General features: G+C 62.0%; 13 protein-coding genes. All 13 read left to right on the forward strand.

The window, feature by feature from the left end:
- Positions 1-24: 24 nt before the first annotated feature.
- The 13 genes from WBB95_RS25715 (at position 25) to WBB95_RS25775 (ending at position 13041) form a co-directional block, all read left to right on the forward strand.
- On the forward strand, positions 25-321 hold the full coding sequence (locus WBB95_RS25715; protein ID WP_424490132.1) for a flagellar protein FliT: 297 nt from the start codon (positions 25-27) through the stop codon (positions 319-321).
- Positions 322-491: 170 nt separating this feature from the next.
- A complete protein-coding gene (locus tag WBB95_RS25720) occupies positions 492-1967 on the forward strand; it encodes a sigma-54 dependent transcriptional regulator (protein WP_424490133.1) in 1476 nt (491 codons plus the stop codon).
- Positions 1968-2077: 110 nt separating this feature from the next.
- Positions 2078-3289, forward strand: coding sequence for a sensor histidine kinase (locus WBB95_RS25725; protein WP_424490142.1), 1212 nt, complete (start codon positions 2078-2080; stop codon positions 3287-3289).
- 7 nt (positions 3290-3296) lie between these two features.
- Complete coding sequence (locus WBB95_RS25730; protein WP_424490134.1) at positions 3297-4676, forward strand: sigma-54-dependent transcriptional regulator; 1380 nt, start codon at positions 3297-3299, stop codon at positions 4674-4676.
- A 132-nt stretch (positions 4677-4808) separates the two neighbouring features.
- Positions 4809-5138, forward strand: coding sequence for a flagellar hook-basal body complex protein FliE (gene fliE, locus WBB95_RS25735; RefSeq protein WP_016972029.1), 330 nt, complete (start codon positions 4809-4811; stop codon positions 5136-5138).
- Between the two features lie 16 nt (positions 5139-5154).
- Positions 5155-6930, forward strand: a complete 1776-nt coding sequence (gene fliF / locus WBB95_RS25740; RefSeq protein ID WP_424490135.1) for a flagellar basal-body MS-ring/collar protein FliF — start codon at positions 5155-5157, stop codon at positions 6928-6930.
- Entirely contained in the window at positions 6923-7942 is a 1020-nt protein-coding gene (gene fliG, locus WBB95_RS25745; RefSeq protein ID WP_010208743.1) for a flagellar motor switch protein FliG, read from the forward strand. The genes fliF and fliG overlap by 8 nt, the downstream gene beginning before the upstream one ends.
- A gap of 10 nt (positions 7943-7952) precedes the next feature.
- Positions 7953-8717, forward strand: a complete 765-nt coding sequence (gene fliH / locus WBB95_RS25750) for a flagellar assembly protein FliH (protein ID WP_424490136.1) — start codon at positions 7953-7955, stop codon at positions 8715-8717.
- Entirely contained in the window at positions 8707-10065 is a 1359-nt protein-coding gene (fliI, locus tag WBB95_RS25755) for a flagellar protein export ATPase FliI (protein WP_424490137.1), read from the forward strand. The genes fliH and fliI overlap by 11 nt, the downstream gene beginning before the upstream one ends.
- A 3-nt stretch (positions 10066-10068) precedes the next feature.
- A complete protein-coding gene (fliJ, locus tag WBB95_RS25760) occupies positions 10069-10518 on the forward strand; it encodes a flagellar export protein FliJ (protein ID WP_424490138.1) in 450 nt (149 codons plus the stop codon).
- A gap of 124 nt (positions 10519-10642) precedes the next feature.
- Positions 10643-10948 (forward strand): STAS domain-containing protein, encoded by a 306-nt coding sequence (locus WBB95_RS25765; protein ID WP_424490139.1) that lies wholly within the window; start codon positions 10643-10645, stop codon positions 10946-10948.
- On the forward strand, positions 10945-12663 hold the full coding sequence (locus WBB95_RS25770; RefSeq protein WP_424490140.1) for an ATP-binding SpoIIE family protein phosphatase: 1719 nt from the start codon (positions 10945-10947) through the stop codon (positions 12661-12663). The genes WBB95_RS25765 and WBB95_RS25770 overlap by 4 nt, the downstream gene beginning before the upstream one ends.
- Positions 12664-12693: 30 nt before the next feature.
- Positions 12694-13041, forward strand: coding sequence for an Hpt domain-containing protein (locus tag WBB95_RS25775; RefSeq protein ID WP_424490141.1), 348 nt, complete (start codon positions 12694-12696; stop codon positions 13039-13041).
- Positions 13042-13226: the final 185 nt, after the last annotated feature.

A 13226-nucleotide genomic window follows, 5' to 3' on the forward strand; every position in this document is an offset into this window, starting at 1 on the left:
GCCTTGCGGCCTGAGGATGATGTCATGAGCCACGCCCTGCAACGGATTGACGAGACCCGCGAAGCCTTGGTCGACGCATTGGCGGCACGTAACTGGGACGCCATCGGCGAACTGGATCTGGGCTGTCGTGCGGTGATCGACGAGGCGCTGACCGATGCGCCGGAGGACGAGGACGCCCTGCGGGAAAAGCTGGAGAGCTTGTTGGCGGTGTATCAGCAGTTGCTGGAGGTGACGACCGGCGAGCGCCAGGCGATTTTCGAAGAGATGTCGCAGATCAACCGCGCGCAAAGTGCGTCAAAGGTTTACCATCTGTTCGGCTGAACGGGCTCAGTTAATCCTCACGCGCGTCATAAATTTGACTGCGCGCGTTTTTTTGACTTAACTAGTGCTGTTTTCAGATTTCAGACGGTTGTAACGCAGACAATGCTTACAGCCTTCTAGATTGCCCCCGTCTCCAGGGCATTTGAGTTAACTAGGGAAGTTGCTATTGCATGTGGCGTGAAACCAAAATTCTGCTGATTGATGACGATAGCGTCCGCCGCCGCGATTTAGCGGTGATTTTAAATTTTCTTGGTGAAGAAAATTTGCCCTGCGGCAGCCATGATTGGCAGCAGGCTGTCAGCTCATTGTCGTCGAGCCGTGAAGTCATCTGTGTACTGATCGGGACGGTAAACGCTCCTGGCGCAGTTCTGGGCTTGTTAAAGACACTGTCCACCTGGGATGAGTTCCTTCCGGTGTTGCTGATGGGCGATATTTCTTCCGTGGACCTGCCGGAAGACCAGCGCCGCCGTGTGCTCTCCACCCTGGAAATGCCGCCCAGCTACAGCAAATTGCTCGACTCCCTGCACCGTGCCCAAGTCTATCGCGAGATGTACGACCAGGCCCGTGAGCGCGGACGTCATCGCGAACCCAACCTGTTCCGCAGCCTCGTCGGCACCAGCCGTGCGATCCAGCACGTGCGCCAGATGATGCAGCAAGTCGCCGACACCGACGCCAGCGTATTGATCCTCGGCGAGTCCGGTACCGGCAAGGAAGTGGTTGCCCGCAACCTGCACTATCACTCCAAGCGCCGCGACGGGCCTTTTGTGCCGGTCAACTGCGGGGCGATCCCGGCAGAGCTGCTGGAAAGCGAGCTGTTTGGCCATGAGAAGGGCGCCTTTACCGGTGCAATCACCAGCCGTGCCGGGCGTTTCGAGCTGGCCAACGGCGGCACCCTGTTCCTCGACGAAATCGGCGACATGCCGCTGCCGATGCAGGTCAAGCTGCTCCGCGTGTTGCAGGAGCGCACCTTCGAGCGCGTGGGTAGCAACAAGACCCAGAGCGTCGACGTGCGCATCATCGCGGCCACGCACAAGAACCTCGAAAGCATGATCGAGGTCGGCAGCTTCCGCGAAGATCTGTACTACCGCCTCAACGTATTCCCGATCGAGATGGCGCCACTGCGTGAGCGCGTGGAAGACATCCCGTTGTTGATGAACGAACTGATCTCGCGCATGGAGCACGAAAAGCGCGGTTCGATTCGCTTCAACTCCGCCGCAATCATGTCCCTGTGCCGCCACGGCTGGCCAGGCAACGTCCGCGAGCTGGCCAACCTGGTGGAGCGCATGGCGATCATGCACCCCTACGGCGTGATCGGCGTGGTCGAGCTGCCGAAGAAATTCCGCTACGTCGACGACGAAGATGAGCAATTGGTCGACAGCCTGCGCAGCGATCTGGAAGAGCGCGTGGCCATCAACGGCCATACGCCGGACTTCGGTTCCACCGCCATGCTGCCGCCGGAAGGCCTGGACCTGAAGGACTACCTCGGCAACCTCGAACAAGGGCTGATCCAGCAAGCCCTGGACGACGCCAACGGCATCGTCGCGCGTGCCGCCGAGCGCCTGCGTATCCGTCGCACCACCCTGGTGGAAAAGATGCGCAAGTACGGAATGAGCCGTCGTGAAGGTGATGAACAGGCGGATGATTGACGCCTGTTTTTTAAGCGACTGAAATATAGGTAGTTTTTTTTAGGCACGGGTATTGCTACAGCCCTCGCAACGTTCCGTTTAACTGACGGTCAGCCAAGCGAGAGAGCATGATGCCCCACGCCGCCCAACACTCTTCGGCCCCCGATCTTGCAGGGCTACTTCCCTCTGTAGAGCAGCAAAGTCGACAGGGCCTGGAACAGGCCTTTTCGCTGTTCAACCAGATGTCGAGCCAATTGACTGACTCCTATAGCTTGCTGGAGGCCCGGGTTTCCGAGCTCAAAGGCGAACTGGCGGTGGTCAGTGCGCAACGCATGGAAGAGCTGGCCGAGAAAGAGCGACTGGCCAACCGTCTGCAAAACCTGCTGTCGTTGCTGCCCGGTGGCGTGATCGTCATTGACGACCAGGGCCGCGTGCGTGAAGCCAACCCGGCCGCCGTCGACATGCTCGGCCTGCCGCTGGAAGGTGAGCTGTGGCGCGAAGTTATCACCCGCTGCTTCGCCCCGCGTGAAGACGACGGCCACGAAATTTCCCTCAAGGACGGGCGCCGCCTGTCCATCGCCACCCGTTCCCTCGACGCCGAGCCGGGGCAGTTGGTGTTGCTCAACGACCTGACTGAAACCCGTCACTTGCAAGACCAGCTGGCGCGCCACGAGCGGTTGTCGTCGCTGGGCAGGATGGTCGCTTCTTTGGCGCATCAGATCCGCACGCCGCTGTCGGCCGCGTTGATCTACGCCAGTCATTTGACTGATGAGCAATTGCCAGCGTCGACCCACCAGCGTTTTGCCGGGCGCCTCAAGGAGCGCCTGCATGAGTTGGAGCACCAGGTGCGCGACATGCTGGTGTTTGCCCGCGGCGAATTGCCGCTGACTGACCGCGTCACGCCGGCGGCATTGATGCAGTCGCTGCAAGCGGCGGCCGCCACCCATATCCACGACGTCAACGTGCGCTGGCAGTGCGACAGCCACCTCGGCGAGTTGCTGTGCAACCGCGACACGCTGGTGGGTTCGCTGCTCAACCTGATCGAAAACGCCACCCAGGCCAGCGGCCCGGGCGCGCGACTCAAGGTTCATCTCTACACCCGCGGGCAAACCCTGCGCCTGTGCGTCAGTGACAGTGGCAGCGGCATCGACCCGGTGGTGCTGCAGCGCCTGGGCGAGCCCTTTTTTACCACCAAGACCAACGGTACGGGCCTGGGCCTGACCGTGGTCAAGGCAGTGGCGCGTGCCCATCAGGGAGAATTGCATCTGCACTCCCGAGTGGGGCGTGGCACCTGTGCATTGATGACCTTGCCGCTGTTTTCCAGCGCGGCAAGCGCGGAGTAAAAGGACTATGGCTATCAAGGTTTTACTGGTTGAAGACGATCGCGCCCTGCGTGAAGCATTGGCTGACACGCTGCTGTTGGCGGGCCATGACTACCGGGCGGTCGGTTCTGCCGAAGAAGCCTTGGAGGCCGTTGAACAAGAGGCCTTTAGCCTGGTGGTCAGCGACGTGAACATGCCCGGTATGGACGGTCATCAGTTGCTCGGGCTGCTGCGTGCGCGCCAGCCGCAGTTGCCAGTGTTGCTGATGACGGCCCACGGCGCTGTGGAGCGGGCGGTGGACGCCATGCGCCAAGGGGCGGCGGATTACCTGGTCAAGCCGTTCGAGCCCAAGGCGCTGATCGAGTTGGTCGCCCGGCACGCCCTGGGCGTGATCGCGGCGGTTGACGGCGACGGCCCGATTGCCTTTGAGCCGGCCAGTGCGCAATTGCTGGAACTGGCGGCCCGCGTGGCGCGCAGCGATTCCACCGTGTTGATTTCCGGCGAGTCCGGCACCGGTAAAGAAGTGCTGGCGCGTTATATCCACCAGCAATCCAGTCGCGCCAAGCAACCGTTTATCGCGATCAACTGCGCGGCGATCCCCGACAACATGCTCGAAGCCACATTGTTCGGCCACGAAAAGGGCTCGTTCACCGGCGCCATCGCGGCCCAGGCTGGCAAGTTCGAGCAGGCCGATGGCGGCACCATTCTGCTCGACGAAATTTCCGAAATGCCCCTGGGCCTGCAAGCCAAATTGCTGCGCGTGCTGCAGGAGCGTGAGGTCGAGCGCGTGGGCGCGCGCAAGCCGATCCAGCTGGATATCCGCGTGGTCGCCACCACCAACCGCGACCTGGCGGGCGAAGTGGCGGCGGGGCGCTTCCGTGAAGACTTGTTCTACAGGCTTTCGGTATTCCCGCTGGCCTGGCGCCCATTGCGCGAGCGCCCGGCGGACATCATTCCGCTGGCCGAGCGTTTGCTCAACAACCACGTCAAAAAAATGAAGCATGCCCAGGCACGGCTGTCGGCTGAGGCCCAGGCTTGCCTGATCAGCTATCCATGGCCCGGCAACGTGCGTGAATTGGACAACGCCATTCAGCGCGCGCTGATTTTGCAGCAGGGCGGGCTGATCCAGCCGCAGGACTTCTGCCTGGCGATGGGCACCGGCGCTGCGCCGTTGCCGAGCCTGGCGCCGGCCCCGGTGGTGGTTGCTGAAGCTGAATCTGGTGGCGCCCTGGGCGATGACCTGCGCCGCCGCGAATTCCAGATGATCATCGACACCCTGCGTTCCGAGCGCGGGCGCCGCAAAGAAGCCGCCGAGCGCCTTGGCATCAGCCCGCGCACCTTGCGCTACAAGCTGGCGCAGATGCGCGACGCCGGGATGGACGTGGAAGCCTACCTTTTCGCCACCTGAAAAAAGCGTGGGGCCGACAGGGTTTGTCGCCTTTTCTTACGCGTCGCCACGGAGCTGGCACCCTTGTTGCTACTACCCCCAGTAACCGCTGAGTAGTGTCAAAAAATTGCGGGTCGTCGGAGAGAGAAGGTCATGAGCCAGGGTATTGAGTTCAATCGGTTGATGTTGGATATGCGCTCCATGCAAATGGATGCCATGGCTCAACCGAAATCTGTCGCGCCAGCGCCGGAATTGGGCCAAAGCAGTTTTGCCGACATGCTCGGTCAGGCAATCAACAAAGTCAGTGATACTCAGCAAGCCTCCAATCAGTTGGCCACCGCCTTCGAGATCGGCAAAAGTGGCGTGGACCTCACCGATGTGATGGTCGCCTCGCAAAAGGCCAGCGTTTCCTTCCAAGCCTTGACCCAAGTGCGTAACAAGCTGGTTCAGGCTTATCAAGACATCATGCAGATGCCGGTTTAAGGACGAGATTTAAGTCATGGCAGAAGCAGTCGTGGACAACGCACCCGCCAAGGCAGACGGCAAGCCGCCGCTGTTTGGCCTGTCGTTCCTGGAAAACCTCTCGGAAATGACCATGTTGCGTCAGGTGGGCCTGATGGTCGGCCTGGCTGCCAGCGTGGCGATTGGTTTTGCCGTGGTGTTGTGGTCGCAGCAACCTGATTACCGGCCGCTGTACGGCAGCCTGGCCGGCATGGATTCCAAGCAGATCATGGAAACCCTGGCCGCTGCCGACATCGCCTACACCGTCGAGCCCAACTCCGGCGCCTTGCTGGTCAAGGCCGATGACGTCGCCCGTGCGCGGATGAAACTTGCCGCCGCCGGCGTCACGCCGTCCGACAGCAACATCGGTTTTGAAATCCTCGATAAGGACCAGGGCCTGGGGACCAGCCAGTTCATGGAAGCCACGCGTTATCGTCGTGGCCTTGAAGGCGAACTGGCCCGCACCATCTCCAGCCTGAATAACGTCAAGGGCGCCCGTGTGCACCTGGCGATTCCGAAAAGCTCGGTGTTTGTGCGTGACGAGCGCAAGCCAAGTGCTTCGGTGTTGGTCGAACTGTTTTCCGGCCGCTCCCTGGAGCCTGGCCAGGTCCTGGCGATCATCAACCTGGTGGCCACCAGCGTTCCCGAGTTGAGCAAGTCGCAAATCACCGTGGTCGACCAGAAGGGCAACCTGCTATCGGATATGGCCGAAAATTCCGCGCTGACCCAGGCCGGCAAGCAGTTCGACTACAGCCGCCGCATGGAAAGCATGCTGACCCAGCGTGTGCACAACATCCTGCAACCGGTGTTGGGTAACGACCGCTACAAGGCTGAAGTGTCCGCCGACGTGGACTTCAGTGCCATCGAGTCGACCTCCGAGCAGTTCAATCCGGACCAGCCGGCACTGCGCAGCGAGCAGTCGACCACCGAACAACGCACCGCCAGCAATGGCCCGCAAGGTGTGCCAGGTGCCCTGAGCAACCAGCCACCGGCCCCGGCCTCGGCGCCGCAAACCACGGGTGGCGCTGCCGCGACCGCCAGTGCGATTCAGCCGGGCCAGCCACTGCTGGACGCCAACGGCCAGCAGATCATGGACCCGGCCACCGGCCAGCCGATGCTCGCGCCGTACCCGTCCGACAAGCGTAACCAGTCGACCAAGAACTTCGAACTCGACCGTTCCATCAGCCACACCAAGCAGCAGCAGGGCAAAATCAATCGCCTGTCGGTGTCGGTGGTGGTTGATGACCAGGTCAAGGTCAACGCCGCTGATGGCGCCGTTACCCGCGCCCCTTGGAGCGCCGACGAATTGGCGCGCTTTACCCGCCTGGTGCAGGACGCCGTTGGTTTTGACGCCAGCCGGGGTGACAGCGTCAGCGTGATCAACATGCCGTTCTCCGCCGAGCGCGGTGAGGTAATCGCCGACCCGGCGTTCTACACCCAGCCGTGGTTCTGGGACATCGTCAAGCAAGTGCTGGGTGTGTTGTTCATCCTGGTGCTGGTGTTCGGCGTGCTGCGCCCGGTGCTCAACAACATCACCGGCCATGGCAAGAAGCAACTGGCCCTGGCCGGCGGCGACGTCGAGTTGGGTGGCATGGGCGGCCTGGATGGCGAACTGGCCAACGACCGCGTCAGCCTCGGCGGCCCGCAAAGTATCCTGTTGCCAAGCCCGAGCGAAGGCTATGACGCTCAGCTGAATGCAATCAAGAGTCTGGTAGCAGAAGACCCGGGCCGTGTGGCTCAGGTCGTGAAAGAGTGGATCAACGCAGATGAGTGATAATCGAGCCGCTGTTGCCAAGCTCACCAAGGTCGACAAAGCCGCCGTATTGCTGCTGTCCCTGGGTGAAACCGACGCCGCACAAGTGCTGCGCCACATGGGCCCCAAAGAGGTTCAGCGCGTGGGCGTGGCCATGGCGCAAATGCGCAATGTGCACCGCGAGCAGGTCGAGCAGGTGATGAGCGAGTTCGTCGAGATCGTCGGCGACCAGACCAGCCTGGGCGTCGGCTCCGACAGCTACATTCGCAAGATGCTCACCTCGGCCCTGGGCGAAGACAAAGCCAACGGCCTGATCGACCGCATCCTGCTCGGCGGCAACACCAGCGGCCTCGACAGCCTCAAATGGATGGAACCGCGCGCAGTGGCTGACGTGATCCGCTACGAGCACCCGCAGATCCAGGCCATCGTCGTGGCGTATCTCGACCCCGACCAGGCTGGTGAAGTGCTCGGCCACTTCGACCATAAAGTGCGCCTGGACATCATCCTGCGCGTGTCGTCGCTGAACACCGTGCAACCGGCGGCGCTGAAAGAACTCAACACGATTCTCGAGAAGCAGTTCTCGGGCAACTCGAATGCCTCGCGTACCACCCTGGGTGGCATCAAGCGCGCGGCCGACATCATGAACTTCCTCGACAGCTCGGTCGAAGGCCAGTTGATGGACTCGATCCGCGAGATCGACGACACCCTGTCCGGCCAGATCGAAGACCTCATGTTCGTGTTCAACAACCTCTCCGATGTCGACGACCGTGGCATCCAGGCGTTGCTGCGTGAAGTGTCCTCCGACGTGCTGGTACTGGCCCTCAAAGGCTCGGACGAGAACGTCAAAGAGAAGATCTTCAAGAACATGTCCAAGCGTGCTTCGGAACTGTTGCGCGACGACCTGGAAGCCAAAGGCCCGGTGCGCGTCAGCGACGTCGAAACCGCCCAGAAGGAAATCCTCACCATTGCCCGCCGTATGGCCGAAGCCGGAGAAATCGTTCTCGGCGGGAAGGGCGGCGAAGAAATGATTTAAGGCGCCCCGCATGTCGAACAAAGATGAGACGCCCAGCGATCTGATTCGCGCGCGGGATGTCGGCGGGTTCGACATCTGGTCGTTGCCCAGCTTCGACCCGCATGTGCCGGAGCCCGAGCCGGAACCGGTTGTAGAGCCGCCAGCGGAAATGGAAGAAGTGCCGCTGGATGAAGTCCAGCCACTGACCCTCGAAGAATTGGAGTCCATCCGCCAGGAGGCCTACAACGAAGGCTTTGCGGCGGGCGAGAAAGACGGTTTTCGCAGCACCACGCTCAAGGTCCGCCAGGAAGCCGAAGAGGCGTTAAGCGTCAAGCTGGCCAGCCTGGAGCGCCTGATGGGCACGTTGTTTGACCCCATCGCCGAGCAGGACTCGCAGATCGAAAAAGCCATGGTCGGCCTGGTGGAGCACATCGCCCGCCAAGTGATCCAGCGCGAACTGGTGCTTGATTCCAGCCATATCGAAAGCGTGATGCGCGAGGCGCTCAAGCTGCTGCCTTTGGGCGTCGGCAATGTGCGCCTGTACATCAACCCCCAGGATTTCGAACAGGTCAAAGCCCTGCGTGAGCGCCATGAAGAAACCTGGCGCATCGTCGAGGATGCGGCGTTGCAGCCGGGTGGCTGCCGCGTCGAAACCGAACACAGCCGCATCGATGCCACGGTCGAAACCCGCGTCAGCCAGATCATGGCCAAACTGTTCGATCAACTGCATGAACAAGCCCTGCACCCGGCCGAGCCTGACCTGAGCGTTGACCTGGACGCCCCCGATGCGCCTTGATCGCACCAGCTTCGCCAAGCGCCTGAGTGGCTACGCCGAAGCCACTGAATTGCCTGGCCAGCCGATCCTCGAAGGCCGCCTGCTGCGCATGGTCGGCCTGACCCTGGAGGCTGAAGGCCTGCGCGCCGCCATGGGCAGCCGCTGCATGGTGATCAACGACGACAGCTACCACCCGGTGCAGGTTGAAGCCGAGGTGATGGGCTTTTCCGGCAACAAGATTTTCCTCATGCCCGTCGGCAGCCTGGCCGGCATCGCCCCCGGCGCCCGCGTGGTGCCATTGGCCGACACCGGCCGCTTGCCAATGGGCATGAGCATGCTTGGCCGCGTGCTCGATGGCGCCGGTCGCGCACTCGACGGCAAAGGCGGCATGAAAGCCGAAGACTGGGTGCCGATGGACGGCCCGACCATCAACCCGCTCAACCGCAACCCGATCAGCGTGCCGCTGGACGTGGGTATTCGCAGCATCAACGGTTTATTGACGGTCGGTCGCGGCCAGCGCCTGGGCCTGTTCGCCGGTACCGGCGTGGGTAAATCGGTGTTGCTGGGCATGATGACGCGCTTCACCGAGGCCGACATCATCGTGGTCGGGCTGATCGGCGAGCGGGGCCGTGAGGTGAAGGAATTTATCGAGCACAGCCTCGGTGAAGAAGGCCTCAAGCGCTCGGTGGTGGTGGCTTCTCCGGCTGACGATGCGCCGTTGATGCGTCTGCGCGCGGCCATGTACTGCACACGCATCGCCGAATATTTTCGCGACAAGGGCAAGAATGTCCTGTTGCTGATGGACTCGCTCACACGTTTCGCCCAGGCCCAGCGGGAAATCGCCCTGGCTATCGGCGAGCCGCCGGCCACCAAGGGTTATCCGCCGTCGGTGTTCGCCAAGCTGCCCAAGCTGGTAGAGCGCGCCGGTAATGCTGAGGCGGGCGGGGGGTCGATCACGGCGTTCTACACCGTGTTATCCGAAGGCGATGACCAGCAGGACCCGATTGCCGACTCGGCGCGGGGCGTGCTCGACGGGCACATCGTGCTGTCGCGGCGCCTGGCCGAAGAAGGGCACTACCCGGCCATCGATATTGAAGCGTCGATCAGCCGGGTAATGCCCGCAGTGGTCACGCCGGAGCACATGGCCCGCGCACAGCATTTCAAGCAATTGTGGTCGCGTTATCAGCAGAGCCGTGACCTGATCAGCGTCGGCGCCTACGTGGCGGGTGGCGACCGCGAAACCGACCTGGCGATTGCCCTGCAGCCGCAATTGGTGAGCTACCTGCGCCAGGGCCTCAACGACAAGATCAGCATGGGTGAAAGTGAAGCGCACCTGGGCTCGATCTTCGCCCCGGCGCCAGGCGGCTAAGCCATGGCCAGCACCCGTTCCTCGCGCCTGGCGCCAGTGGTGGACATGGCCGAAAAAGCCGAAAAGGCCGCCGTGCAGCGCCTGGGTTACTTTCAGGGCCAGGTGCGTCTGGCGGAAAGCAAGCTGGGCGACCTGGAGCGCTTTCGCGGCGAATACCAGCAGCAGTGGATCGAGCGCGGCAGCAAGGGCGTGTCGGGCCAGTGGCTGATGGGCTACCAAGGCTTTCTCAACCAGCTCGAAACCGCCGTCGGCCAACAGCGCCAGAGCCTGGCCTGGCACCAGAACAACCTCGACAAAGCCCGCGAGAGCTGGCAAGCGGCGTTCGCCCGGGTCGAAGGGTTGCGCAAGCTGGTGCAGCGCTACATCGACGAGGCACGGGCGATTGAAGACAAGCGCGAGCAGAAGTTGCTCGACGAACTGTCGCAACGTCTTCCCCGCCAATCACCGTACTGACCGTTGCCACCGGCCCACTGTAGGAGCAGGCAAGCCAGCTCCCACATTTGGAACGTTGTGTTGCTCAGATCCGGTTCACCTGCTAAACCTTGTTGCACAGTGCCAATGACAAGGAAGCAGTCGTATGTCAGTTGAGTCAGAAGTATCCCTGGATGGGAAAAAAGCAATGATCACCGTCAAGGGGCGATTCGATTTCGGTAGCCACCAGGCGTTTCGTGAGGCCTACGAAAAGTACTACAAGGTGCCCGAGCTTTACGTGGTGGACTTGAAGGAAGCCACCTACATGGACAGCTCCGCCTTGGGCATGCTCCTGCTGTTGCGTGACCATGCCGGTGGCGATAACGCCGAAGTCAAAGTGATCAACAGTAACTCCGACGTGCGCAAGATCCTCGCCATCTCCAACTTCGACAAACTGTTCGACATCAGTTGAGCGCCCTGGCCCCTGTCCTTGAAGCGCTGACGATCCTGATCGCCGAAGACAGCGCTGCGGATTTACTGCTGCTCTCGACCATCATCCGGCGTCAGGGCCATCAGGTGCTGACCGCCACGAACGGCGCGCAAGCCGTCGACGTGTTCGCCCGTGAGCGCCCGCAACTGGTGCTGATGGACGCACTGATGCCGGTGATGGACGGTTTTGAAGCCGCGCGCCAGATCAAGCAACTGGCGGGTGAGGCGCTGGTGCCGATCATCTTCCTGACGTCCCTGCGCGAGAGCGAAGCCCTGGCCCAATGCCTGGATGCCGGCGGCGATGACTTTCTGCCCAAACCCTACAATCAGCTGATCCTGGCGGCAAAGATCAACGCCATGGACCGCCTGCGCCGCCTGCAAGCCACGGTGTTGCAGCAGCGCGATCTGATCGCCAAGCACCACGATTACCTGCTGCACGAACAGCGCGCGGCCAAGGCGGTGTTTGACAAGGTCGCGCATTCCGGCTGCATCAACGCCGCGCCGAACATTCGTTACCTGCAATCGCCCTATGCGCTGTTCAACGGCGACTTGTTGCTGGCGGCGTATACGCCGTCCGGTGACATGCACGTGCTGCTCGGTGACTTCACCGGGCACGGCCTGCCGGCGGCGGTGGGTGCGATGCCGCTGGCAGAAGTTTTCTACGGCATGACCGCCAAGGGCTACGGCCTGGCGCAAACCCTGCGCGAGATGAACGCCAAGCTCAAGCGCATCCTGCCGGTGGACATGTTCTGCTGCGCGACCCTGTTGTGCCTGAGTGCTCAGCGGCGTGTGGTGGAGGTGTGGAACGGCGGCATGCCCGAGGGCTACGTGCATGAAGTCGCCACGGGCAAGCGCACGCCGTTGATGTCGCGGCATTTGCCCTTGGGCGTGCTGTCGGCGGAGGCCTTTGACGACAGCACCGAAGTCTGGCCGATGGCCTTGGGCGATCGTGTATTTCTGCTCTCCGACGGGGTGCTCGACACCGCCGATGCCAATGACCAGTTGTTCGGCGCCGAGCGCTTGCAGCAGGTGTTTGCCGCCAACCGCGAGCCTGACCGCCTGTTCGAAGCGATCGAACAGGCCCTGGCGGCCTTTCGAGGCCAGGCGCGGGACGACGTGAGCATGGTGGAGATCACCTTGCAGGCCAGTCAGTCGCTGCGGGCTGCCGAGCCTATTTACGCCGACAGCGGCCGGTCGTGCCCGCTGGATTGGTCGGTGAGTTTCGAGTTCCGCGCGCAGACCCTCAAAAGCTACAACCCGTTGCCGTATTTGCTGCAACTGCTGCTGGAGATCCATGGCCTGCGAGAGCAGAGCGGGGCGCTCTACAGCGTGATGGCCGAGCTGTATTCCAACGCACTGGAGCATGGCGTGTTGGGTCTGGACTCGCGGCTCAAGCGCGACGCCCAGGGGTTTGCCCACTACTATCGCCAGCGCAATGAGCGGCTGGCGCAGTTGGACAGTGGTTACGTGCGCGTGCATGTGCAGGTGGTGCCGACCGACACCGGCGGCAAAATGACGCTGCGCATCGAAGACAGCGGGCCTGGGTTTGACGTGGAGCAGGTGCTGGCGCGGCCGTTGGACGTTGACCGTCTGTCTGGCCGTGGCTTGAGCCTGGTGCGTCAATTGAGCAGCGATGTACGCTGGTCCGACGGTGGGCGCAGTGTGTGCGTGGAGTTTTGCTGGGGGGCTCTGGCATAATCCGCCGATTCTTGATCAAGGAGCGAGCAAGTGGCTGAGATTCATCTGGACCCTGATGTGTTGTCGGGATTGCAGGAAGTGATGGAGAGCGAGTATCCGAAGCTGCTCGACACGTTTCTGGACGACTCGCAAAAGCGCGTCGAGGCGTTGCGCAAGTCACGTGATGATGCCAAGGCGTTGGGGCGGATTGCGCACAGCTTCAAGGGCAGCAGTGGCAACCTTGGGGCGGTGCGGTTGGCGCACTTGTGTCAGCGGTTGGAGGTTGAGTCTGCGGGGTCTGCGGTGGGGGATCTTTGGGCGCTGGTGGATCAGATTGATCATGAGTTTGCGTTGGTTCGGCCGATGTATGAGTCGGAGCGGCAGCGGTTTCAGTTGTAGATGGGTTGGGTTGGGTTGGGCAGGGTGCATATCCGTTATTTGGGTGATGGCGAGTATGGGTTCCGCCCTTACGGCGGCTCACTTTTGATAGAGCGCAAAAGTAAGCAAAACGCTCTTGCCCCTCCACTCGGTGCCTCGCTTAGGCTCGGCATGCCCGCACTCCGGCTTGAATCCGTGGGCCGCCG

It is taken from the genome of Pseudomonas sp., assembly GCF_049645325.1.
In the GTDB taxonomy this organism is placed as follows: Bacteria; Pseudomonadota; Gammaproteobacteria; order Pseudomonadales; family Pseudomonadaceae; genus Aquipseudomonas.

What these genes read in the sequence shown, in the direction of transcription:
- WBB95_RS25715 (WP_424490132.1), top strand. Translation starts at nt 25, where the DNA reads ATGAGCCACGCCCTGCAACGGATTGACGAGACCCGCGAAGCCTTGGTC.
- WBB95_RS25720 (WP_424490133.1), top strand. Translation starts at nt 492, where the DNA reads ATGTGGCGTGAAACCAAAATTCTGCTGATTGATGACGATAGCGTCCGC.
- WBB95_RS25725 (WP_424490142.1), top strand. Translation starts at nt 2,078, where the DNA reads ATGCCCCACGCCGCCCAACACTCTTCGGCCCCCGATCTTGCAGGGCTA.
- WBB95_RS25730 (WP_424490134.1), top strand. Translation starts at nt 3,297, where the DNA reads ATGGCTATCAAGGTTTTACTGGTTGAAGACGATCGCGCCCTGCGTGAA.
- fliE (WP_016972029.1), top strand. Translation starts at nt 4,809, where the DNA reads ATGAGCCAGGGTATTGAGTTCAATCGGTTGATGTTGGATATGCGCTCC.
- fliF (WP_424490135.1), top strand. Translation starts at nt 5,155, where the DNA reads ATGGCAGAAGCAGTCGTGGACAACGCACCCGCCAAGGCAGACGGCAAG.
- fliG (WP_010208743.1), top strand. Translation starts at nt 6,923, where the DNA reads ATGAGTGATAATCGAGCCGCTGTTGCCAAGCTCACCAAGGTCGACAAA.
- fliH (WP_424490136.1), top strand. Translation starts at nt 7,953, where the DNA reads ATGTCGAACAAAGATGAGACGCCCAGCGATCTGATTCGCGCGCGGGAT.
- fliI (WP_424490137.1), top strand. Translation starts at nt 8,707, where the DNA reads ATGCGCCTTGATCGCACCAGCTTCGCCAAGCGCCTGAGTGGCTACGCC.
- fliJ (WP_424490138.1), top strand. Translation starts at nt 10,069, where the DNA reads ATGGCCAGCACCCGTTCCTCGCGCCTGGCGCCAGTGGTGGACATGGCC.
- WBB95_RS25765 (WP_424490139.1), top strand. Translation starts at nt 10,643, where the DNA reads ATGTCAGTTGAGTCAGAAGTATCCCTGGATGGGAAAAAAGCAATGATC.